Source organism: Paramagnetospirillum caucaseum, assembly GCF_000342045.1.
Lineage (GTDB): Bacteria > Pseudomonadota > Alphaproteobacteria > Rhodospirillales > Magnetospirillaceae > Phaeospirillum > Phaeospirillum caucaseum.
In genome coordinates this window covers 1-21,690 of the sequence record NZ_AONQ01000003.1, presented here as the reverse complement: position 1 = coordinate 21,690, position 21,690 = coordinate 1, and the positions used below count along the sequence as shown (strand labels likewise).

Here is a 21,690-nt window from a genome sequence, read left to right as displayed (position 1 = left end):
TAAGAGGAGACCCGGCGGCATGAAGCTGCAGAAAACCAATCTGGCGGAACAGGCCTACACCGCGCTGCACGACATGCTGCTGGGCGGCGAACGCTTCATGCCCGGCGACAAGATCAGCGTCGAGGATCTGGCCCGCCAGCTCGGCGTCAGCCGCTCGCCGGTGTGGAACGCCGTCGCCCGGCTGGAAGCCGACGGCATCGTCGAGGTGCGGCCGCGCCAGGGAGTGTTCTTCGTCGGCTTCGACCGCGAGCGGCTGCTGGAGATCATGGCGGTCCGCGAGGTGCTGGAGGGCGCCGCCGCCCGTCTGGCCGCCGAAAAGGCCGGCCCGGCGCAGGTTGCGGGGCTGCGGGCCTCGGTAACCCTTCAGCGCGAGGCCATCGCGCGGGGCGCCCTGGAGGATTACGCCGCCGAGGCCGCCCGCTTCCATTCCCTGCTGGCGCAAGCCGGGGGCAACAAGGTGATGGTGAAGATCATCGAGCGCCTGTGGGCGCGGGCCAAGGCCATGTGCATCCGCCCCGGCGCCCGTCCGGCCCTGCTGGACGAACGGGTGGACGAGCATGCCCGCATGGTCGACGCCGTCGGCCGCCGCGACGGCGAGGCGGCCGAGGCGGAAATCCGCGCCCATATCCGCCGCATCGCCGACGGGCTCGCCACCCTATGACGTGACCGGAATGGTGAAGCGGAAGACGCTGCCGCCCTCGGGGGCGGGTTCGGCCCAGATTTCGCCGCCGCAGCCCTGGATGATCATCTTGCACACCGCCAGTCCGACGCCGGCTCCCGGATAGACGTCGCGGGTGTGCAGGCGGCGGAAAATCTGGAAGATGTCCTGGTCGGATTTCTCGATGCCGATGCCGTTGTCGGCCACGGAAAAGACCCACATGTCCTGGTGCTGCTCGACGGTGACCGCGATCCGGGGCGTCTGGCCGGGCTGCCGGAACTTGATGGCGTTGCCGATCAGGTTCTGGAAGACCTGCATCAGCTGGATCTCGGCGGCCATCACCACCGGCAGGTCGCCCACGGTGATTTCGGCGCCGCTGCCCGCGATGCTGTCGCGCAGATTGTCCATGGCCGCCCGGCAGGCCTGAGCCGCCGAGACCGGCGCCATCAGCGGCCCCTGGCCCGAGACGTTGGCGAAGACCAGCAGGCCGTTGATCAGTTCGTGCATGCGCTTGGCGGCGCCGACGATGAAGGCGACATATTCGTCGCCCTCCACGCCCAGGCGGCCGGTGAAGCGGCGGGCCAGCAGCTGGGTGAAGGAGGTGACGATCCGCAGGGGTTCCTGCAGGTCGTGGGAGGCGATGTGGGCGAAGCGCTGCAATTCGCCGTTGGCGTTGATCAGTTCCTGCAGCAGCCGCTGGGTCTCGGCCTCGTTGCGGCGGGCCAGATCGCGCTCGGCGGTACGCTGCCGCAGCAGCGCCGAGGCGGTGACCAGGGCGGCGGCCACCTCGTCCACCTCCTGGATGTTCTGGCGCGGCGTCTGGACGTCCGTGCCGGCCCCCAGGGCCAGGGCGGGGGCGATCAGCGAGCGCATCGACCGGCGGATGCGGCCACCGATCATCCACGCCAGGCCGAGACCGCCGATGGTCAGCGCCAGCGCCGAGGCGGAGACCAGCAGGATGGAGTTGCGCAGCTCGGCCAGCAGCACCTGCTTGGGCACGCCCACCGCCACCGACCATTGGGAAAGGCTGCCCCGGCTGAAGGCGCCGTAGACCGGAATGCCTTCCAGGGTGTTGTTTTCCGACAGGCCCTTTTGGGACTGCCGCATGCGCTCCACCAGGATGGGACTCCCCCCCTGGCCGATGAATTTCTCCGGCAGGTGGGTCCGGGCGACGATGATGCCGCGGGAGTCGAAGATGCCGGCGATCCAGCCGGGGGGAAGCTGCTGCTCGGTCAGCAGGTGGCCCAGGTTCTCGGGCAGGAGGGCCATGCTCAAGGTGTAGGCTACCTTGCCGTTCTTCCACACCGGCACATCCACGGTGATCAGGTAGCGCTTGCGCACGCCGCCGATGAACAGGTCGGAAATGGCCGGCTGGCCGGAGGCGAAGACCTTGGCGATCTGTTCCGGCGATCCATGGCGGGGCAGCGGCGCGCCGAACGGACGGGTAAGGTTGAGGACCTGCTGCGCCGAGGCGTCGCTGAGCACGATATTGTCCCCGCCCTGGTCGCGCAGGATCGCCCGGGCCTGTTCGTAGAAGCTGGCCAGATCGTCGTTGGCGAGATGGGGAGACGTGGCCAGGGTCTGCAGGGTCGCTACCCTCCGGGCGATTTCACGGTCGACGGCCAGGACCAGGGCATGGGCGGTCTGCACCATGTTCTGTTCCAGCAGACGGCGCTGGCGATTGTAGAAATCGTGGATCAGCAGGCCGACGGCCAGGATGCTGGGCAGCAGGCAGACGACGACCAGCAGCACCAGCCTGGAACGGATGCCCGGCAATCCTCCGGCGGGGGCCGGCGACGCCGCCAGCCTCTCTCCCTCCGGTGTGCTGTTGTCGAGCATCATGAAATCAATCCGTTATGACTATGGCGTCGGCATGGGTAAACATGACCCCGATGCCGCACGGCCGCAACCCCCGCCCCTCTCTACAACAGCAATTCCACCCTTGGCCCCTTGCCGGACGCTTCCACCAGGGGGCGGCAGCCGAACAGGCGGGCGGTCTCGACGCCGCCCTTGTCGGCCAGGAAATCGCGGGCCGCGTTGGTGCGGCGCTGGGCCAGGGCGGAGAGCAGGTTGCGGTCGGGCGGGCCCAGGGTTTCGGCGGCGCGCTCGAAACCGACCAGTTGCTCCAGCCGGGACAGCAGCGGCTTGTCGGCGGCGCGGCGCCGGGCGGCCACCGGCGGCCAGTCGCTGTCGTCGGCCTTGCCGCACAGGGTCAGCCGGAGGCCGGGGCGGCCCTTCATCAGCTCGGCGATGCCGGCCAGGGCCTTCTCGTGCTCGGCGCTCAGAACGTCGGCGCCGGGGGCGAAGGCCAGCGGCGGCAGGGCCAGATGGGCCTTGTCGTCGGCGTCCACCGCCATCTCGATCAGCATGGCCACCGGAAAGGCCAGCTTCAGGGTGGTCAGCACGGTGGATTTCAGCGCCCCGGCCACCGCCTGGGCCACCGCGTCGCTGACGTCCACGTCGGGATTGGCCGTATCGCCCCGGATGGGCAGGGACAGACGGATGCGGTCCTCGCCGTCGCGCAGCAGATCGAGCACCGTCTCGATGGGCATCTCGGCCTTCACCGCCACCGGGGCGTTGGGATCGGCGACGGCGATGAACAGGTTGGACAGCGCCACATCCAGGGCGCCCGACAGCCTGCCCTGGTCGGCGCCGACCCCCAGCGTGCCGTCGAAATGGCCCGATTGCAGGTGGACGCCCAGCGCCTCGGCCAGATAGGGCGACAATGGCGGCAATTCGAAGGCGGTGATCTTGCCGTCGATCCGCCCGGAAACCTTCTCGGCGAAGGGCCGCGCCGTGCCGGCGGCCACCACCAGGCCGCGCCCCACCCCGGCCTTGAGCTCGAACGGACTGTCGCGGTCGGGGGACTTGCTGTCCAGGCCGGTGATGGAAAGCTCCAGCGGCGTCACGTCCAGGCGCACCGTCTCCGCCAGGGTGCGGTCGCGCAGGTTGATCCGGCTGCCGCCGCCCACCACCAGCCGCCCGACCCGGATGCGGGGGGCGTCGCCGGGACCGGCCTTGGCCCCGCCATCGCCGAACTCGAACCCCACCAGTCCCTCGGGGGTGCGGTTGAGGCGGGCCAGCAGGCCATCGAGATGCACTTCGTCCAGCGAAACCTCGCCCTTGGCATCGCGCCTGGCCTGGCCGAGACGCAGGTGCCGCGCCGTGACGCGCCAGGAATAGCCTCCCTGGCCCTCCTTCCTGAGGGCGTTGAGGCCGCCGGCATCCAGACGGGCGACGGCAACGGCCCCATCACGCTCCATCCGCACCCCGTCGGCCTCGATCTTCTCCACCTCCGCCCAATCCACCTTGCGACCGGTATCGTGCACGCTCAGGCCGTCGAGGCGGGCCTTGGGCAGTTCGCCGGCCACCGCCTTGCCGAACTCCACCCAGCCCTGGGCCTCGGCGGCGCGCAGCGCGGTGCGGATGTCGCCGACCACCAGGCGCAGCGGCCCCAGGGCGAGGCGACCGTCCGCCTTGCCCGCCAGTTCGGCAATATCCAGGTCAAGGCGGCCGGACCAGTCCACGGACTCGGGAACCGCGTCGTGCCCGGCGGCCCTGATATGGGCGCCCGACAGCTTCAGCCCGCCCCGCCAGCCCAATCGCCGCCCGTCCCAGCCGAGGTGTCCGGCCTCCAGGAGCAGCTTGGCGGCGGCGCCTTCGCCGCCCTCGGCCTTGCCGGCCAGGACGGTGCCCTCGGCGCGGCCTTCCAGCCCCAGCCGGCTGCCGTCCCAGCTCAGCGCCTTGAGGTCGAGGGACAGCTTGCCGGCCGAACCGCCGCCGCCCGGCGCGGCGACCGCCAGGGCTTCGGCCACCAATCCGGCGGCCAGTTCCACCTTGGCGCCGTCCCAGACGAGGCGGCCCAGCTCCAGTTCCAGCCGCCCGACCTTGGCTGCCACCGGGGCGTCCATGGCCGGGGCGTCCAGGACGAGGCGGCCATTGACCTTGAGGTCCGGCCCCTTGCGGCGCAGCGCGCCCTCGGCTGTCACCGCGGCGTCGGCCTGCCCGGCCAACCCCGTCACCCCCGCCGGGGCGGCCAGCGCGGCGAAATCGGCCAGCGACAGGCGCTGGGCATGGGCGGCGACGGCGAAGGCCGGCTCGTCGGCGAAGGGGTGGGCGGTGCCCGACAGGGTGATGGCGGCGCCGTTCAGGCTGCCTTTCAGGCTGAACGAGACGGCGCGGCCGGGCTCCAGGCTGTTGAGGTTCTCCACCACCAGCCGCTCGATGGCGATGTCGGCGGCGAAGTCGCCGTCGGCAAGGCGCAGGCGGGATTTGGTCAGCTCCAGCCCGGCCATGTCGATGCTCCAGGCGGGGGCGGAGCGGTCAGAAGCGGCGGGGGCCGTCACCGCCAGGGGCAGGCCGTTGAGCACGAAGCCGCCATCCTGGCGCTTCAGGTCGATGTCGATGCCCTCGGCCGCCACCCGGTCCAGCACCAGACGGCGGTCGAGCAGCGGCTTCCAGCGGAACTTCAGGTCGAAATCGCCGATGCCCAGCGCATGGCCCAAAGCGGGCTGCGCCACCACCTTGCGCACGGTCAGCCGTCCGCCGAACAGCGAGATGTCGGTGTCGGCGATGCTGACCTCGACCATGCCTAAGCCGCGCAGGCCCTTGGCCAGCCCCCAGCGCAGCCCCGCCTCGGGCAACAGCTGCCAGGCCAGGGCGAGGACGAGGCCGACCAGCCCCGCCACCGCCGCCACCACGTGGCGCCGCCGGATTTCATGTCCCCAGAGTATTCCGCCGACCAGTTTCATGCCTCCCATGATCGGTCGGCGGCGGCAAAAGGCAAGGGGGCAATCACCCCTTCCACCAAGCCCCTCGTCAAAGGCGTTGATTTTTGCCATGGTGCGGGCCATGAGCGATTCGACCTTCTCCGCAAAGGATCTGGCCTGCGTGCGCGGTGGGCGCGTGGTGTTCGCCGGGCTTGGCTTCTCCCTGGCGACGGGCGGCGCCCTGGTGCTGCTGGGGCCCAACGGCTCGGGCAAGTCGTCGCTGCTGCGCGTGCTGGCCGGGCTGCTGAAGCCGGCCCACGGCCTGCTGGCCTGGGACGGCCAGCCGGTCGCCGAGGACCCCGAGGCCCATGCGGCGCGCACCCATTATCTCGGCCATCACGACGCGGTGAAGCCGGTGCTGTCGGTGGCCGAGAATCTGCGCTTCTGGGCCCATCTCCACGACCCCCACGCCGAACGGGCCGGGCGCGCCGTCGATGCGGCGCTGGCGCGCTTCGGGCTGGCCCGGCTGGCCACCATTCCCGGCAAGATGCTGTCGGCCGGGCAGAAGCGCCGCACCAACCTGGCCCGCCTGCTGGCGGCGCCCTCGCCGCTGTGGCTGCTGGACGAGCCGACCACCGCGCTGGACAGGGCCTCCATCAAGGTGCTGGAGGACGTGCTGGCCGAGCACCGGGCGGCGGGCGGCATGGTGGTGCTGTCCACCCATGCCGACATCAACATGCCGGGCGCCCGGGAGTTGCATCTGGACCGCTTCAGCGTGGCGGAGGAATTCGACGAGCCGGCGGCCTTGGCCGGCGGTTCGGAGGTGGCGCGTTGAGCGCGCGCGCCTTATGGCGCGGGAGCCAAGGGTCGGCGCAGACGACCCGCCCGGCGACTGAGGGGCAGGAAAATGAATAGATTCTTCGAGGTGGTGCGCCGCGACCTGCGTCTGGCGCTGCGCCAGGGCTCGGACAGCGTCATGGTGGTGACCTTCTTCGTGCTGACCGTGGTGCTGTTTCCCTTCGGCATCGGGCCGGAAGCCAACGTGCTCGAGCGCGTCTCGGCCGGCGTGCTGATGGTCACCGCCCTGCTGGCTTCCATGCTGTCGCTCGACCGGCTGTTCCAGGCCGATTACGAGGACGGCTCGCTGGAATTGCTGGTGCTGACCCCGGCGCCGCTGGGCATGGTGGTGGCGGCCAAGATGCTGGCCCACTGGCTGACCACCGGCTTGCCGCTGATGGCCGCCGCGCCGGTGCTGGCCGTGTTGCTGCACATGCACGAGGACGGTTTCCTCACCCTGCTGGCCGCCATGGCGCTGGGCACCCCGGTGCTGTCCCTGGTGGGCGGCATCGGCGCCGCCCTGGTGCTGGGGGCAAGGCGGGGCGGCGTGCTGCTGTCGCTGCTGATCCTGCCGCTCTACGTGCCGGTGCTGATCTTCGGGGTGGGGGCCATCGACGCCGCCGTCCAGGGCATGTCGGCCAAGCCGCATCTGCTGATCCTGGCCGCCATGCTGGCCGCCGCCCTGGTGCTCGCCCCCTGGGCCAGCGCCGCCGCGCTGCGGCAGGCGCTGGAATAGACGCGATCAGCCGTCCAGCCGCGCCATGTCCCTTTCCACCTGGCCGCGCGCCGGGGAATCGGCGGGCAGGACCAGCAGCAGGCGGTTCCAGCGGGCCTTGGCGCGGGGGGTATCGCCCTTCATGGCCGCCGACAGGCCGGTGAAGTACAGGGCGTCGGGCTGGTCGGGACTGATGGCCAGCACGGATTCCATCAGGCCGACGGCTTCCTCGGGCAGGGTGTCGCCCTCGGCCTCGTCCAGCAGCATGATGGCCAGTTCGACCCGCGACTGGGAATCGCCGGGCAGCAGGGTGACGGCGTTGCGGTAGGCGTCCTTGGCCTCGTCGGCAAGCCCCAGCGCCCGGTACGAGCGGCCCAGCATGGCCCAGCCCTTGCCGTCGGACGGGTCCTGCTTCAGCCGCTCGGCCAGGCGCTCCACCATGGCCTGGATGGTGGCGGTCCGTTCCTTCATCTCGGCGATCTGGGCGGCGCGGCCGGAATAGGGGCGGTCGGACAGTTCCGGGGCGCCGAGCGGCAGGTACAGCACCAGGGCGAGCAGCGGCAGCAGCAGGCCGATCAGGATGGGGGCGGTCTTCCCCGCCTTGGCGGGGGCGGCGGCCTTGGCTCCCTTGTCGCCTTCGACGGCGGCCAGCATGCGGCGCTGGATCTCGGTGCGCGCCGCCTCGGCCTGGGCGGCGGTCATCAGGCCGCGTTCCACGTCGCGGGCGATCTCGCCCAGCTGGTCCTTGTAGACCATCAGGTCATAGTCCGAACGGGCGGCGGCCCTGGCGGGGGCGGCCAGCAGCGGGCGCAGCAGCACCAGCAGCGACAGGGCCACCATGGCGGCGAAAACGATCCAGATCACCGCTCGCTCTCCTTCAGCAACGTGTCCAGCCTGCGCCGTTCCTCCGCCGACAGCGGCGGGGGCGGCGGCGCGGCCTGTTCCGCCGGGCGGCGGCGATAGAAGGCCAGCACCGCCCACAGGGCGCCGGCGAACAGTGCCAGCGGCCCCAGCCACAGGGCCAGGGTGCCGGCCCGGAACGGCGGCTTGAGCAGTACGTAATCGCCGTAGCGGTCGACCACGAACTTCCTCACCTGGTCGTCGGAATCGCCGGCGCTGATGCGCTCGCGCACGATGACCCGCAGATCCTTGGCCAGGTCGGCGTCGGAATCGTCGATGGACTGGTTCTGGCAGACCAGGCAGCGCAGATCCTTGCCCAACTCGCGGGCGCGGTGCTCCTGGGCCGGGTCCTTCAGCATCTCGTCGGGATTGACCGCGAGAGCCGGGGCGGCGAGTCCGAGCAGGAGGAGAAGGACGGGAAGCCGCCTCATGGCGCTTTCTCCAGCTGGCGGATGATGGGCAGCAGGGTCTTGCTCCAGATCTCGGGCGAGATGGGGCCCACATGCTTGTAGCGGATGACCCCGGCCTTATCGACGATGAAGCTTTCCGGGGCGCCGGTGACGCCGAAATCCACGGCGGTGCGGCCCGGCGGCGGGTCGATTCCCACCCGCTCGTAGGGGTCGCCGCTCTTCTTCAGCCAGGCGGCGCCGGCGACGGGATCGTCGCGCCAGTCGATGCCGTGGATGGGCGCGTCGCCGCGGCGCTTGATCTCCATCAGGGTCGGGTGCTCCTGGACGCAGGAGATGCACCACGAGCCGAAGATGTTGACCAGCGACACCCGGCCCTTGAGGTCCTTGGTGGCGAGGCCCGAGCCTTCGCCCCGGCCGGGCAGGGGGGCGAGGCTCATCTCCGGCACCGGGCGGTCGATCAGCACCGAGGGGATGTCGCGCGGGTTCAGGGTCAGCCCCTTCAGGAAGAACAGGGCCAGCACGGTGAACACCACCACCGGCAGGACATAGAGGATACGGCGCATGATCGTCTCCTCAGGCCTTGGCGGCGGCGCTGGCGGCCCGCGTCGGGGCACCGACCCGGTGGCGGCGGTCGGCCAGCGAGATCAGCCCGCCGATGATCAGCAGCAGGCTGCCGGCCCACAGCCAGGGAATGCAGGGATTGAAGTAGAGGCGGGTCACCCAGCCGCCCTTGGGATCGGGATCGCCGATCACCACGTAGAGGTCGCCGGTGAAGCCCGACCGGATGGAGGCCGTGGTGGTGGGGCGCGGCGGCTGGCGGTACATGCGCTTTTCCGGGGTCATCACGTCGATGGCCTTGCCATCCCTGGAAATCTCGAAGGTGGCCCGCGTGGCGGTATAGTTGGGGCCGGGAACCTGATCCACCGATTTCAAGGTCACGCCGAAGCCGCCCACCAGGATGGTCTCGCCCAGCTTCTGGCTCTGGATGTGCTCGGTGGTCCAGGCCGACGAGGCGGTCAGCCCGACGATGAACACCGCCAGGCCGAAATGGCCCAGCACCATGCCCCAGGCGGAATTGGGCAGCTTGGCGGCGCGCGCCAGCGCGCCGGCCGGCCGCGAGAACAGGCCGATGCGCTCGGTCAGGTCCCACAGGGTACCGAGTCCCAGCCAGACGGCCAGGGCGAAGCCGGCCCCCGTCCACCACGGGCCGGCGGACCCGCCCTGGAGGAACCACACCAGCATGGCGACGCCCAGCGCCAGGGCGGCGATGAACTTCAGGCGGCCCAGCACGCCGGCCAGATCGCCGCGCTTCCACGACATCATGGGCGCGGCGGCCATCACCAGCACCATGGGGGCCATGAGGGGCAGGAACACCGCGTTGAAGAACGGCGGCCCCACCGACACCTTGCCGAGGTTGAGCGCGTCGGCGATCAGCGGGTAGAGGGTGCCGAGCAGCACGGTGGCCGCCCCGGTGGCCATCAGCACGTTGTTGAGCAGCAGGGCGCCTTCGCGCGAGACGGGGGCGAACAGGCCGCCCATCTTCATGGCCGGCGCGCGCGCCGCGTAAAGGGTCAGCGAGCCGCCCACCGCCGCGCACAGCAGCAGCAGGATGAACACGCCGCGCGCCGGGTCGGTGGCGAAGGCGTGCACGCTGGTCAGCACGCCCGAGCGCACCAGGAAGGTGCCCAAGAGCGACAGGCCGAAGGCGACGATGGCCAGCAGGATGGTCCAGCTTTTCAGCGCGTCCCGCTTCTCCACCACGATGGCGGAATGCAGCAGGGCGGTGCCGGCCAGCCAGGGCATGAACGAGGCGTTCTCCACCGGGTCCCAGTACCACCAGCCGCCCCAGCCCAGCGTGTAATAGGCCCACCACGACCCCAGCACGATGCCGGCGGTGAGGAACACCCAGGCGGCCAGCGTCCAGGGCCGCACCCAGCGGGCCCAGGCCGCGTCAACGCGGCCTTCCAGCAGGGCGGCGATGGCGAACGAGAACGCCATGGAGAAGCCCACATAGCCCAGGTAGAGGAAGGGCGGATGGAAGGCCAGCCCCGGGTCCTGCAGCATGGGGTTGAGGCCCTGGCCGTTGACCGGCGGCGGCTCCAGCCGGGCGAAGGGGTTCGACGTCAGCAGGATGAAGGCCAGGAAGCCCACACTGATCATCGCCTGCACGGCCAGGGCGCGGGACTTGAGGCCCGGCGGGAGGTTGCGGCCGAACAGGGTCACGGCGAAGCCGAACAGGGCCAAGATGGTGATCCATAGCAGCAGCGAGCCCTCGTGGTTGCCCCACACGCCGGCCACCTTGTAGAGCATGGGCTTGTCGGTATGGCTGTTCTGGGCGACGTTCATCAGCGAGAAGTCGCTGGTGACATAGGCGTTGGTCAGCGCCCCGAAGGCCACGGCGATGAACAGGAACTGCAGCGTGGCGGCGGGGCCGGCCACGTTCATCCAGGCGGCGTTGCCGCGCCCGGCCCCCACCAGCGGCACCACCGCCTGCACCAATGCGACGCACAAAGCCAGCACCAGGGCGAAATGGCCAATCTCGGCGATCATGGGGTCAATCCTTATCCTTGGCCTTTTCCGTCCACCGTATCATGCGGGCGGGACGCCCGCGCTCCGGGGTGAAGCCATCGGCATGGAGCGCGGGCGTCCCGCCCGCAGGTCCGTCCGTCACTTCTGCTGCTTGCCGTCGTTCCACTGCCCGGATTTCTTCAGGGCGTCGGCCACTTCCTTGGGCATGTAGTTCTCGTCGTGCTTGGCCAGCACCTCGGTGGCCTTGAACTGGCCGCCCTTGTCCATGCGGCCCTCGACCACCACGCCCTGGCCCTCGCGGAACAGGTCGGGCAGCACGCCGGTATAGGTCACCGGAACGGCGTTGGTCACGTCGGTGACCTTGAAGGTCACGGTCTTGCCGTCCTTGACCAGCGAATCGTTCTCCACCAATCCGCCGATGCGCATGCGCCGCCCCTCGGGGATGCGCTGCTCGACGATGTCGGTGGGCGAGTAGAAATAGACCAGGCTGTCGGAAATGGCGGTCAGCACCAATGCCACGGCCCCCCCCAGGGCCAGCATGCCGAGAAGGACGAAATACAGCCTGCGTTGCTTGCGGGTCACTCTTGGCTCTCCGAATCCTTGCCCCGGCGGGCGCGCCGGGTCTGCTGCAGCACCTCGAGCTCGGCCTCGGCCTTGCGCGCCGAGGAGAGCGACAGCGCCAGCACGAGAACAAGCACGGCGATGCCGACGCCGTAGGCGGGCCACACATAGCCGCCATAGCCGCCCATATGGAGCATAGCCTGGAAGGATTCCATGACGTTGGTCACTCCCCTTGGGCCGCGGCGTGGATTTGCGCCATGCGGATGATGCGGACCTTCTGGGCGGCGATCTCGGCGCGGCCCCTGAGGATCAGGATGGAAATCCAGTAGGCCTTGAAGCCCACCGCCATCAGCAGCAGGGGAACCAGCATGGAGGAATCGATGGCCGGCCCGCCCATCTTCACCACGCTGGCCGGCTGGTGCAGCGTGTTCCACCAATCCACCGACCATTTGATCACCGGCACATTGACGGCGCCGACCAGGGCCAGGATGGCGGCGGCCTTGTGGCCGCGCTCGGGATCGTCGAAGGCGTTGACCAGGGCCATGTAGCCGAAATAGAGGAACAGCAGGATCAGCATGCTGGTCAGCCGCGCGTCCCAGGCCCACCAGGTGCCCCACATGGGCTTGCCCCACAGGCTTCCGGTCAGCAGGCACAGGAAGGTGAAGGCGGCGCCCACCGGCGCGGTGGCCTTGGCCAGCAGGTCGGCCAGCGGATGCTTCCAGATCAGCGCCATGGCCGAGAACACCGCCATGGCCACATAGCAGAACATGCCCATCCAGGCGGACGGCACGTGCACGTACATGATGCGGACGCTTTCGCCCTGCTGGTAATCGGCGGGCGAGCCGAGCAGGGCGAAGTAGAGGCCGGCCCCCAGGCAGAGAGCGGCGACGGCGTTCGACCAGGGCAGGATGACCTTGGCGAGGCGCAGGAAGCGGGCGGGATTGGCGAATCGATGCATGGCGCCTCTTCTTAGCGCCGTTCCATTCTCATTTCCAGCGGAGTCGAACGGGCGGACGGTGAACAAAAGTTCATGTCGCGCCCGGATGGGCAAGGGTTAACAGAATCCTAACCACGCCCGTGGTTGGAGTGGAGGGGAACCGTTTCGCAAGGGAGTCCGAGATGCCGAGACTGATCGCCCTGGCCCTGGCGGCGCTTTTCCTGGTGTCGGGGAGCCCCGGCCAGGGAGCCCGGGCCCAGCCGGTCACCGACCAGACCATGATGGTGGGCAAGGCGGTGACCGTGATGGAGCGGCTGCGGGCCGATCCCAATTTCAGCGCGCAGATGGCCAGCCTGCTGGGCCGGGCGCGCGCCGTGCTGGTGATTCCCGATCTGGTCAAGGGCGGCTTCATCCTGGGCGCCCAGTACGGTACCGGCGTGCTGCTGGCCCGCGACGGCGCGGGGCGCTGGAGCGGCCCGGCCTTCTACTCCATCGCGGCGGGCAGCATCGGCCTGCAGATCGGCCTGCAGGACGCCGAGGCGGTCTACGTCATCATGAACGAGGGCGGCCTCAAGGCGGTGGTGGAGAACCAGTTCAAGGCCGGCGCCGAGGCCGGCGTGGCGGTGGCGGTGATCGGCGCCGGCGCCGCGGCCAACACCACCACCAATGTGGGGGCCGACATCTACGCCTTCTCGCGCGCCGTCGGCCTGTATGGCGGCGCCACCCTGGACGGGGCGGGCATCCTGCCCCGCCATGCCTGGAACGCCGCCTATTACGGCGGCAATCCCAGCCCGGAGGACATCCTGTTCAGCCGCGCCGTGGATTCGCGCCAGGCCGACCGGCTGCGGGACATCCTGTCGCGCTGATGGCGTTCTGGCCGGCCACGGGAAAACGCTGTTTCACGGATCGGTCAGTCCAGGGTCTGCCGGTACTGCTTCATGGCCAGGGCGGCGCTGGCCGCCACGAAGACGATGATCGGCCACATCTCGGGCCAGCTTTCCGCCACGCCGTTGCCCTTGAGCAGGATGCCGCGCACCACGCGGAGGAAATGGGTCAGCGGAAAGATCTCGCCGATCCACTGGGCCCAGACCGGCATGCCGCGGAACGGGAACATGAAGCCCGACAGCAAGATGGACGGCAGGAAGAAGAAGAAGCTCATCTGCATGGCCTGCAGCTGGTTCCTGGCCATGGTCGAGAAGGTGAAACCCACCGTCAGGTTCGACGCGATGAACAGCAGCAGGGCCAGCGACAGCAGGGTCAGGCTGCCCATCAGCGGCACCCCGAACAGCCAGCGGCCCGAGGCGACGATCACCGCCACCTGGACATAGCCCACCCCGATATAGGGCAGGATCTTGCCGACCATCACCTCCATGGGCCGCACCGGCATGGCCAGCAGGTTTTCCATGGTGCCGCGTTCGCGTTCGCGCGTCACCGCCAGGGCGGTCATCATGACCATGGTCATGGTGAGGATCACCCCCATCAGGCCGGGGACGATGTTGTACTGGGTGATGCCTTCGGGTTGTAGCGCCGGTGCACCCGGAGGTCGACCGGGTCGGGCTGGCCCCGGAGGCGGGCCAGCGGACCGCTCAGCTCGGCGTCGAACACATTGCGCACCAGGGCGCCCGCCGCCGCCACGGCGTTGCTGGCCGAGGCCGGATCGGTGGCGTCGGCTTCCAGCAGCAGCGCCGGACGTTCGCCGCGCACCAGGGCGGCCTCGAAGCCCGCCGGCACCGTCACCACGAACTGGGCGTCGCCGGTGGCCAGCCACCGCTCGGCCTCGGCCTCGGAGCGCACCTCGCCGATCACGCGGAAATAGCCGGAATTGCCCAGGCCGGCCACCAGGGCACGGGCGAAGGGGCCGCTTTCCTGGACGTTGACCAGGGTGGGCAGCGCCTTGGGATCGGAGTTGATGGCGTAGCCGAACAGCACCAGTTGCAGCAGCGGCACCAGCACCATCATGGCGAAGGTCAGCCGGTCGCGGCGCATCTGGATGACCTCCTTGACCATCACTGCGTTGAGCCGCGACCACGAGAAGGAGCCGCTCATCGGAAATTGTCCTCCGCCCGCCCCATCAGGTGGATGAACACGTCCTCCAGGCTGGGTTCGGTCCGGCTCCACGCCAGGGCGGGATCATGGCGCCAGGGGGCGATGGCCGCCTCCAGCGCCGCCGCATTGGTGCCGCTCACATGCAGCGCGTTGCCGAACGGGGCGGCCATGGCGATGCCGGGGCGGCCTTCCATGCGCGGGGCCAGCCGGTCGGCGCCCTGGCCCTCCACCAGCCAGGTGACCAGACCCGAGCCCCGGATCACCTCGGCCACCGTGCCGCGCACCATCAGGCTTCCATAGGCGAGATAGCTGATCTCGTGGCAGCGCTCGGCCTCGTCCATGTAATGGGTGCTGACCAGCACGGTCATGCCGCCCGCCGCCAGCCGGTGGATATGGTCCCAGAAATCGCGCCGCGCCTTGGGATCGACCCCGGCGGTGGGCTCGTCGAGCAACAGCAGCTCGGGCTCGTGCAGCACGCAGGCGGCCAGGGCCAGACGCTGCTTCCAGCCCCCCGACAGGGTGCCGGCCAGTTGGCGCCGCCGCTCGATCAGGCCCAGTTCCTCCAGCGCCGCGTCGACCCGTCGACGGCGGCGGTCCAGGCCGTAGACGCGGGCGACGAAATCCAGGTTCTCGGCGATGGTCAGGTCCTCGTAGAACGAGAAGCGCTGGGTCATGTAGCCCACCCGCCGCTTGATCTCGGCCGCCCCTGTCCGGATGTCGAGGCCGAGGCAGGTGCCGCGCCCGGCATCGGGGGTCAGCAGGCCGCACAGCATGCGGATGGTGGTGGTCTTGCCCGAACCGTTGGGGCCGAGAAAGCCGAAGATGCGGCCCCGGGGCACCCGGATGGAGAAGTCGCGGACCACGGCGCGGCCGGAAAAGCGCTTTTCCAGCCCTTCGACATCGATGGCCGCCGCCACGTTCACTTTCCCGGCACCACGACGTCCACCGGCTGGCCGGGATTGAGGGCGAGCGCCGCCGCCCGCCCCCTGGCCTCGACGCGGAACACCAGCTTGTCGCGGCTTTCCACCGAATAGATCACCGGGGGGGTATATTCCGCCTGGGCGGCGATGAACGACACCTCCGCCTCGCCCGGCGGACAGCGGTCGCAGCCGTAGGCCACCGCATCCCCCACCCTCAGCGCCCCCAGCCGGGGTTCGGGGACGAAGAACACCAGCTTGACGTTGCCGGGCGGCAGCAGCGACACCACCGGCTGCCCGGCGGCGACGAACTCGCCCGGACGGTAATAGACCTTCTCCACCACCGCCCCGGCGGGCGCCGCGGGGGCAAGGTCGGCGAGGCGCTTGTCGGCCTTCAGCAGTTCCAGGCGCTTCTGGCCGACCACGGCCTCCTGCGCCGCGATCTCGTCGGGGCGGGCGCCCAGCAGGGCGGTGCGGTACTCGGCCTCCAGGCGGCGCACCTGGGCGCGGTCGCGCTCCACCGCCGCCCTGGCCTCGTCCAGCCGGGCGCGTGAAGCGTAATCGGCCCTGGCCAGGACGTCCTGGCGCTTCAGCGTCGCCTCGGACAGCCGCAACGCCGCCTGCGCCTCGGCCTTTCGCTCGGCGATGGCTTTCAACTCGTCGGGCCGCTTGCCCTTTCCCAGGTCGGCCAGTTGCGCCTCGGCCCGCTCGAGATCGGCGCGGACTTGGTCGCGGGCGGCGCGCTCGATCACCGCGTCGAGGGCGAACAGCGGGGCGCCGGCCGCCACCCGGTCGCCGTCCTTCACCGCCACATGGGCCAGGATGCCGGCCGAGGGCGAGCCGACCCGCACGTATTCGCCCTCCGCATAGCCCTGCAGGCGCAGCGGCTCGGCCACCGCGACGGCGGGCAACAGGCAGAGGAGACAGGCGACCAGGGGCTTCATTCCGCCAGGATCGGCGGGCGGTCCCGGAGAGTCAATCCGGCTTAAGCCGCCGCCTTTTCCCGGATGGCCGCCAGGGTGCGCTCCAGCCCCTTGCCCTCCGGATCGGCCAGGGCGGCGGCCCGGGCGTTGGCGACGGCGTCGAGCGCGAAGGCCAACGGCCAGATGCCGGTGGCGGCGGGGGCGATCACCGCGTCGCGGATGCGCTGGAAGTTCGACATGCCGCGGGTCCAAGTCCCGCCATAGCCCTTGATCAGGCGGGCGCATTCGGCCACCTCGACCCCCAGGGCGGGCGACAGCCGCGCCGCCGAGCCCACCGCCGCCAGCCAATCCTCGATTCCCGCCTGTTCCTGGACGAAACGGTGGGAATGGCGCCGCCAGGGCTTCAGGCCCGCCAGCAGGCGCATGGTGGCGAAGCCGAAAATGCCGTTGGCGTTGATCTGCCGCCCCCAGGCCGCCTTGCCGGCCCAGCCGCCCCGGTGGGCGGCGGCCAGGATGGGCCGCGCCACGAAGCCGGGCAGCAGGGCGCAGACCTCCTCCAGGCCGGGCTTGAGGAAATCCCTGACCACCACCGGCTGGCCGGGCCGGGCGGCGACCTCGGCGCGGATGCGGTCCAGGCGGGCGGGATCGGTCTTGAGGCGGGCCACCTGGATGACGTCCTCGAAGCTCATGCGCACCGCCAGATGCTTGGCGACGCGGGCCAATACCGCCTCGTCGCCGGTGATGGCGGCCAGGGCGTCGAGCCGCTCCACGTACAGCCGGCCATAGCGCGCGTCCTGGTAGGCCACCAGACGCTTCGCCCCCTCCTCGGCCACGGCGCGGGCGCCTGCCGGCAGGAAGGCCAGCCGCTCCATCAGGATTTCCGCCCCGGCCACCGGCGGATGAGGCCGCTTGTGGGAGACGGCGGACGGAGCGGGAATGTCGCCGCGCGCCGCCTGGAGCCCCAGGCGAAAACCGCGCAGGTTGCTCTCCACCGCCTTGCCGCCGGCCACGATCTGCTCCTCGAAGGTCTCGGGGGCGATGGGCAGCAGGCCGCTGCCCGCCACGGCGCCCAGCAGCACGGCGTTGACGATGCAGCCCGCCGATTTCGCCGCCTGCTCCATGTCGAACAGCAGGCGGCCGCCTGTGCCCGCCACGATGGCGGCCTGCAACTGCTCCTCGTCATAGCGGCCGTCGCCCATCTCCATCTTCTCGGCCACCGCATGGACACGGTGGGTCGAGGCGATCAGATGGGTGCGTTCCGGGTCGGACCAGCCGCGCGTCACGCTGCGCGCCGCCTCCATCAGCTCGGTGGCGACGATCAGGTCCACCTCGCCCAGCGACGGCGATAGGGCCAGGATCGGCTCGGCCCCGCCCAATTCGGCCAGGGGAGTGGGGAAGATCTCGACGTAATAGGTGGTGGCGCCGGTGCGCTGGGCCACGCCGGGCACCGAGGTGCTCTGCACCGCCAGACCCGAGGCGTTGGCCGCCTCGACGATCCAGTCGGTGAGCACGCCGCCGCCCTCGCCGCCCATAGCGGCGACGACGAGACAGAGGGGACGGGAAATCGGGCTCATGCCGCCCTCCCGGCAGAAAAGAACAAATTGACAACATTGTCGTTGGCGGCTAGGCTGGAGGCATCAACGCCACCCTTGCGCCTTGCACCGGGCCGCCCCTTTCGGGCGGCCTTTTTCATGGGAGATTCGCCATGCCCGACACCTACGACCCCGCCCAGCCCCGCGACGACCATGGCCGCTGGGCCAAGACAGCATCCGAGCACGGATATGTGGTCAAGGACATCGACGACAAGATGGAAAAGGTCATCGCCGGCAGAAAACAGGTGGGAGAGAGCAAGGAATGCGTCGCCCTGGTCAAGCACCTCGTCCCCGAAGTGGGACGTGCCGCCGACTGGCACGAAGGCCCGCCCATCCTGGGCTACGGCAATCCGCCGCTGGAGCGCGGCACACCCATCGCCACCTTCGAGAACTACCGCTACCCGAACCGGGCCAGCGGCAACCATGCGGCCATTTTCCTGGAATACGGCCTCCACGAGGGACGAACCGGAATGTGGGTGTTCGATCAAGCCAATAAGCTTGAACCGAAGCGACGACACATCCCATTCCGGAGCCAAGCCGAACGTTACTCGGTTATCAAGTGCAAGTGAATATGGCAGCATGACGATGGAGACACCGTCATGCTGCGCTTTCTGCTCATCTTCACCGCTATTCTTGCCACGCCGGCTTTCGGTACTGTGGTGGAATGTCCATTGGTGGACCCGGACAATCCGCAACATGTTCTTGTCGGAGCAGAGGGAGTTTCCGGAGCCCAATCGCACTCCACCATCCAAAGACGCGGCGACATTTGGCAGGAGACCGAAATTACTGAGCAGTGGCATGAACGGGATGTCAATCTGACCTGCTCCTATCGAGGTCCCCAGGGTGGTGGCCGCGCCATCATTCTCAAGGTCCCCGGCCTGATGCTCCGCTGTGACTACTTGGCCCAGGACGTACTGAAGCCCCAGCCCGCGGAGCCCGGTACCGGCGGCCCCACCGAAGTTCGCTTCCTGCGCGTCTGGTGCACGTCGCGGCCCTAGGGTCATGCCCGCGCCCTCCCCTGCATCCAGCCGATGACCCGGCGGCGCAGGCCGTCCAGCCAGAGGTCGAAGCGGGTGGGATTCTGGATCACCTCGGCCCGCCAGAAGGAGGGGCACAGCGCGGCGGCGTGGGCCACCTCGCCGCACAACCCGCAGCCGACGCAGGACGGGATCACCGAGGCGACGGGATCGTCGCGCAAGGGATCGGGGTTGGGCTTGATGGTCAGCGAGGGACAACCCGACAGGCGGATGCAGGCATGGTCGCCGGAACAGATGTCGTCGTCGACGCCGTAGCGCACCCGGATCACCCGTTCGCCCGCCTTGAGCCTGGCGGCGTCCTCGGCCTTGACCCTTCGCTGGCGGGCCAGCTGACACTCGCCGTCGGCGATGATGACGCGCAGGCCCTTGCCCGCCCCCCGGATGGCCTCCTTCAGCGTCTCGCGCATGGTGGCGACCGAGTAGGAGCGCACCGTCCTCAGCCATTTGACGCCCATGACCTTCAGCGTCTTCTCGATGTCCATGGGAGTCTCGTTGCGGTGCCCCTCGGCCAGGGTGGAAGGCATGAATTGCTGTCCGGTGGCCGAGGTGTAGCCGTTCTGCAGGATGACCAACACGCCGTCACCCTTGTTGAACAGCGAGCCGGCGACGCCCGAGATGATGCCGTTGTGCCAGAAGCCGCCATCGCCCATCACCGCCACCGGCCGCTTGCCGGTCACCGAGCTGATGGCCGCCGCCGAGGCGAGGCTCATGCCGAAGCCCAGGATGGAATTGCCCATGGAAAAGGGCGGCAGGGTGCCGAAGGAATGACAGCCGATATCGGCGGCCACATGGGTCTGGCCGATCTCCTGCTGCGCCAACTTGAGCGCGCTGAACACCGGGCGTTCGGGGCAGCCGGTGCAGAAACCGGGCGGGCGACCCGGCAGGGGGGCGTCCAGCAGGGTGGCCGCCGTCCTGGCCCGCGCCTCGGTGTCGGCGGCCAGTTGCCGGCCCGGCCCGGACTCGAGGAACCTGGCCAGCCCGGCCACCAGCACGTCGGCGGTGTACTCGCCGGCCTGGGGCAGGCAGTCCTTGCCGTGCAGCCTTGTCTGGATGTCGGCCTGACGCATCATCAGCGACAGACTCTGTTCCAGGTATTCCGGCGTGCCCTCCTCGACCATCAGCACGGCATTCTTGCCGGCGCAGAACTCCGCGACCTCCTCGGGCACCAGCGGCCAGGTGACGTTGAGGCAGTAGATGGGAATCTGCGAATTGCCCAGGGCGTCGGCGAGACCCAGCTTGGCCAAAGCGCGCATCAGGGAATTGTAGAGGCCGCCCTGGACGATGATGCCCACGTCGGACCGCGAACCGGGAAAGACCTCGTTGAGCTTGTGCTCGCGGATGAAGGCCCGCGCGGCGGGCAGGCGGCTTTCCACCTTGGCCACCTCGTGGGCGAAGGTGGAGGGCGGATGGGACAGGCGGCCGTAATCAAAGGCGGCGGGGGCCTGCAGCTTGGCTCCCGCCCTGTTGGCCTTGGTCTGGAAGCTGCCGGTGACGTGGCAGGCCTTGATGCGCAGCTCGACCATCACCGGCGTATTGCTGGCTTCCGACAGTTCGAAACCCTGCTCCACCATGTGGACGATGGAAGGCAGATGGGGGCGCGGGTCCAGCAGCCACAGGGAGGATTTCATGGCGAAGGCGTGGCTGCGCTCCTGGATGACGGAAGCCCCGTCGCCGTAATCCTCGCCGATGATGATCAGGGCGCCGCCGATCACCCCGGGCGAGGCCAGGTTGGACAGGGCGTCCGAGGCGACGTTGGTCCCCACCACCGACTTCCAGGTGACGGCGCCCCGCACCGGATAGGCCAGCGAGGCGGCCAGCAGGGCGGCGGCCCCGGCCTCGTTGGTGGCGGCCTCCACATGCACGCCCAACTCGGCCAGCAGGTCCTCGGCGTCGATCAGCACGTCCATCAGGTGGGAGACGGGCGCGCCTTGATAGCCGCCCACATAGGTGACGCCCGATTGCAGCAGCGCCTTGGTGACGGCCAGGATGCCCTCGCCGCGGAAGGTCTCGCCTTCGCCCAAGCGCAACAGACCGATTTCATGCTGGAACGACCGTTCGGCCATGCCGCCCTCCTGAAAGTCATTCCGATTACATGTAGGAACGATACATCAAAGAATCACCGCCCCTCGAACCTGGGCGGGCGCTTTTCCATGAAGGCCCGCACCCCCTCGGAATAATCATGGGTGCGCCCGGCCTCGGCCTGGAGGTCGCGCTCCAGGTCCAGCTGGGCGTCCAGCGTATTGGCCCCCGAGCGGGCCAGGGCCTTCTTCATCAGGGCGAGGCCCCGGGTGGGCTGCGCCGCCAGCTGCGCCGCCATGGCCAGCGCGGTGGGCAGCAATTGCTCGTCCTCGACGCATTGCCAGATCATGCCCCACTGGGCGGCCTGCTCGGCGGTCACCTTGTCGCCCAGCATCATCAGGGCGGTGGCCCGGGCCGTGCCCACCAGACGCGGCAGGGTCCAGGTACCACCCGAATCGGGGACCAGCCCCACCTTGCAGAAGCTCTGGACGAAGGCGGCGGAGCGGGCGGCCACCACGATATCGCAGGCCAGGGCCAGATTGGCGCCGGCCCCGGCGGCGATGCCGTTGACGGCGCAGATCACCGGCAGGGGCAGGGCCTTCAGGCTGCGGATCAGCGGGTTGTAGCGGGCGTCCAGGGATTCCCCCAGCTCGGGCGGCGGATCGCCGGGCTTGGACACCCGGTCGGAGAGGTCCTGGCCGGCGCAGAAGCCCCGCCCCGCCCCGGTGATCACCAGGCAGCGCGTCCCGTCCCCGGCCGCATGGGCGATGGCCGAGCGAAGCGCCCCGTGCATGGCGACGTTGAAGGCGTTGATGCGTTCGGGCCGGTTCAAGGTGATGGTGGTGACGTCGCCGGCGCGGGTGACGAGAACGGATTCGGTCATGGTGTTTCCTCTTGAGC

At 69.6% G+C, this 21,690-nt stretch carries 22 protein-coding genes; 6 read left to right on the top strand and 16 right to left on the bottom strand.

The window, feature by feature from the left end; genetic code table 11:
- Positions 1-19: 19 nt before the first annotated feature.
- On the top strand, positions 20-661 hold the full coding sequence (locus H261_RS01735; protein ID WP_008613650.1) for a GntR family transcriptional regulator: 642 nt from the start codon (positions 20-22) through the stop codon (positions 659-661).
- On the opposite strand, the gene H261_RS23165 is transcribed toward H261_RS01735, so the two are convergent.
- Together H261_RS23165 and H261_RS01725 are read right to left on the bottom strand one after the other, a co-directional pair.
- Positions 656-2,500 (bottom strand): sensor histidine kinase, encoded by a 1,845-nt coding sequence (locus H261_RS23165; RefSeq protein WP_008613648.1) that lies wholly within the window; start codon positions 2,498-2,500, stop codon positions 656-658. The genes H261_RS01735 and H261_RS23165 overlap by 6 nt on opposite strands.
- Positions 2,501-2,580: 80 nt before the next feature.
- Complete coding sequence (locus tag H261_RS01725; RefSeq protein ID WP_008613636.1) at positions 2,581-5,409, bottom strand: DUF748 domain-containing protein; 2,829 nt, start codon at positions 5,407-5,409, stop codon at positions 2,581-2,583.
- 100 nt (positions 5,410-5,509) lie between these two features.
- On the opposite strand from H261_RS01725, the gene ccmA reads away from it, so the two are divergent.
- Together ccmA and ccmB are read left to right on the top strand one after the other, a co-directional pair.
- Positions 5,510-6,202 carry a heme ABC exporter ATP-binding protein CcmA gene (gene ccmA / locus H261_RS01720; RefSeq protein WP_081608836.1) on the top strand — a complete coding sequence of 231 codons (693 nt, stop codon included), beginning with the start codon at positions 5,510-5,512 and terminating at the stop codon, positions 6,200-6,202.
- 72 nt (positions 6,203-6,274) lie between these two features.
- Entirely contained in the window at positions 6,275-6,940 is a 666-nt protein-coding gene (ccmB, locus tag H261_RS01715; RefSeq protein WP_008613634.1) for a heme exporter protein CcmB, read from the top strand.
- A gap of 6 nt (positions 6,941-6,946) precedes the next feature.
- On the opposite strand, the gene ccmI is transcribed toward ccmB, so the two are convergent.
- From ccmI to H261_RS01680, 7 genes are all read right to left on the bottom strand, one after another.
- Positions 6,947-7,783: a c-type cytochrome biogenesis protein CcmI gene (gene ccmI, locus H261_RS01710; RefSeq protein ID WP_008613633.1), complete on the bottom strand. Its 837-nt coding sequence runs from the start codon at positions 7,781-7,783 to the stop codon at positions 6,947-6,949.
- Positions 7,780-8,250 (bottom strand): cytochrome c-type biogenesis protein, encoded by a 471-nt coding sequence (locus H261_RS01705; protein WP_008613632.1) that lies wholly within the window; start codon positions 8,248-8,250, stop codon positions 7,780-7,782. Before H261_RS01705 ends, ccmI begins: the two co-directional genes overlap by 4 nt.
- Positions 8,247-8,792, bottom strand: a complete 546-nt coding sequence (locus H261_RS01700) for a DsbE family thiol:disulfide interchange protein (protein ID WP_008613631.1) — start codon at positions 8,790-8,792, stop codon at positions 8,247-8,249. Before H261_RS01700 ends, H261_RS01705 begins: the two co-directional genes overlap by 4 nt.
- Before the next feature lie 10 nt (positions 8,793-8,802).
- The gene (locus H261_RS01695; protein ID WP_008613630.1) at positions 8,803-10,779 is read right to left on the bottom strand and encodes a heme lyase CcmF/NrfE family subunit; all 1,977 of its coding nucleotides are present in this window, start codon (positions 10,777-10,779) and stop codon (positions 8,803-8,805) included.
- 117 nt (positions 10,780-10,896) lie between these two features.
- Positions 10,897-11,340 carry a cytochrome c maturation protein CcmE gene (gene ccmE, locus H261_RS01690; protein ID WP_008613628.1) on the bottom strand — a complete coding sequence of 148 codons (444 nt, stop codon included), beginning with the start codon at positions 11,338-11,340 and terminating at the stop codon, positions 10,897-10,899.
- A complete protein-coding gene (gene ccmD / locus H261_RS01685; protein WP_235062843.1) occupies positions 11,337-11,534 on the bottom strand; it encodes a heme exporter protein CcmD in 198 nt (65 codons plus the stop codon). Before ccmD ends, ccmE begins: the two co-directional genes overlap by 4 nt.
- Before the next feature lie 8 nt (positions 11,535-11,542).
- Positions 11,543-12,277 (bottom strand): heme ABC transporter permease, encoded by a 735-nt coding sequence (locus H261_RS01680; RefSeq protein WP_008613624.1) that lies wholly within the window; start codon positions 12,275-12,277, stop codon positions 11,543-11,545.
- 161 nt (positions 12,278-12,438) lie between these two features.
- On the opposite strand from H261_RS01680, the gene H261_RS01675 reads away from it, so the two are divergent.
- Positions 12,439-13,122: a lipid-binding SYLF domain-containing protein gene (locus tag H261_RS01675; protein ID WP_008613622.1), complete on the top strand. Its 684-nt coding sequence runs from the start codon at positions 12,439-12,441 to the stop codon at positions 13,120-13,122.
- Between the two features lie 44 nt (positions 13,123-13,166).
- On the opposite strand, the gene H261_RS26630 is transcribed toward H261_RS01675, so the two are convergent.
- The 5 genes from H261_RS26630 to H261_RS01655 are packed head-to-tail and all read right to left on the bottom strand — an operon-like array spanning position 13,167 to position 17,716.
- Positions 13,167-13,736 carry an ABC transporter permease gene (locus H261_RS26630; protein WP_322096278.1) on the bottom strand — a complete coding sequence of 190 codons (570 nt, stop codon included), beginning with the start codon at positions 13,734-13,736 and terminating at the stop codon, positions 13,167-13,169.
- Positions 13,736-14,302: an ABC transporter permease gene (locus H261_RS26625; RefSeq protein WP_322096277.1), complete on the bottom strand. Its 567-nt coding sequence runs from the start codon at positions 14,300-14,302 to the stop codon at positions 13,736-13,738. The genes H261_RS26630 and H261_RS26625 overlap by 1 nt, the downstream gene beginning before the upstream one ends.
- Positions 14,299-15,225 (bottom strand): ABC transporter ATP-binding protein, encoded by a 927-nt coding sequence (locus H261_RS01665; protein ID WP_008613620.1) that lies wholly within the window; start codon positions 15,223-15,225, stop codon positions 14,299-14,301. Before H261_RS01665 ends, H261_RS26625 begins: the two co-directional genes overlap by 4 nt.
- Entirely contained in the window at positions 15,222-16,163 is a 942-nt protein-coding gene (locus H261_RS01660) for an HlyD family secretion protein (RefSeq protein ID WP_008613617.1), read from the bottom strand. Before H261_RS01660 ends, H261_RS01665 begins: the two co-directional genes overlap by 4 nt.
- A gap of 41 nt (positions 16,164-16,204) precedes the next feature.
- Complete coding sequence (locus H261_RS01655) at positions 16,205-17,716, bottom strand: indolepyruvate oxidoreductase subunit beta family protein (RefSeq protein ID WP_040475587.1); 1,512 nt, start codon at positions 17,714-17,716, stop codon at positions 16,205-16,207.
- Between the two features lie 131 nt (positions 17,717-17,847).
- On the opposite strand from H261_RS01655, the gene H261_RS23160 reads away from it, so the two are divergent.
- Both H261_RS23160 and H261_RS01645 read left to right on the top strand, forming a co-directional pair.
- Positions 17,848-18,303: a BPSL0067 family protein gene (locus H261_RS23160; protein ID WP_008613615.1), complete on the top strand. Its 456-nt coding sequence runs from the start codon at positions 17,848-17,850 to the stop codon at positions 18,301-18,303.
- A 30-nt stretch (positions 18,304-18,333) separates the two neighbouring features.
- Positions 18,334-18,732, top strand: coding sequence for a hypothetical protein (locus tag H261_RS01645; RefSeq protein WP_008613614.1), 399 nt, complete (start codon positions 18,334-18,336; stop codon positions 18,730-18,732).
- Positions 18,733-18,734: 2 nt separating this feature from the next.
- Here H261_RS01645 and H261_RS01640 read toward each other — a convergent pair whose 3' ends face one another.
- Positions 18,735-20,834, bottom strand: coding sequence for a thiamine pyrophosphate-dependent enzyme (locus H261_RS01640; RefSeq protein ID WP_008613613.1), 2,100 nt, complete (start codon positions 20,832-20,834; stop codon positions 18,735-18,737).
- A gap of 53 nt (positions 20,835-20,887) precedes the next feature.
- Positions 20,888-21,673, bottom strand: coding sequence for a 2-(1,2-epoxy-1,2-dihydrophenyl)acetyl-CoA isomerase PaaG (gene paaG / locus H261_RS01635; protein ID WP_008613612.1), 786 nt, complete (start codon positions 21,671-21,673; stop codon positions 20,888-20,890).
- Positions 21,674-21,690 lie beyond the last annotated feature (17 nt).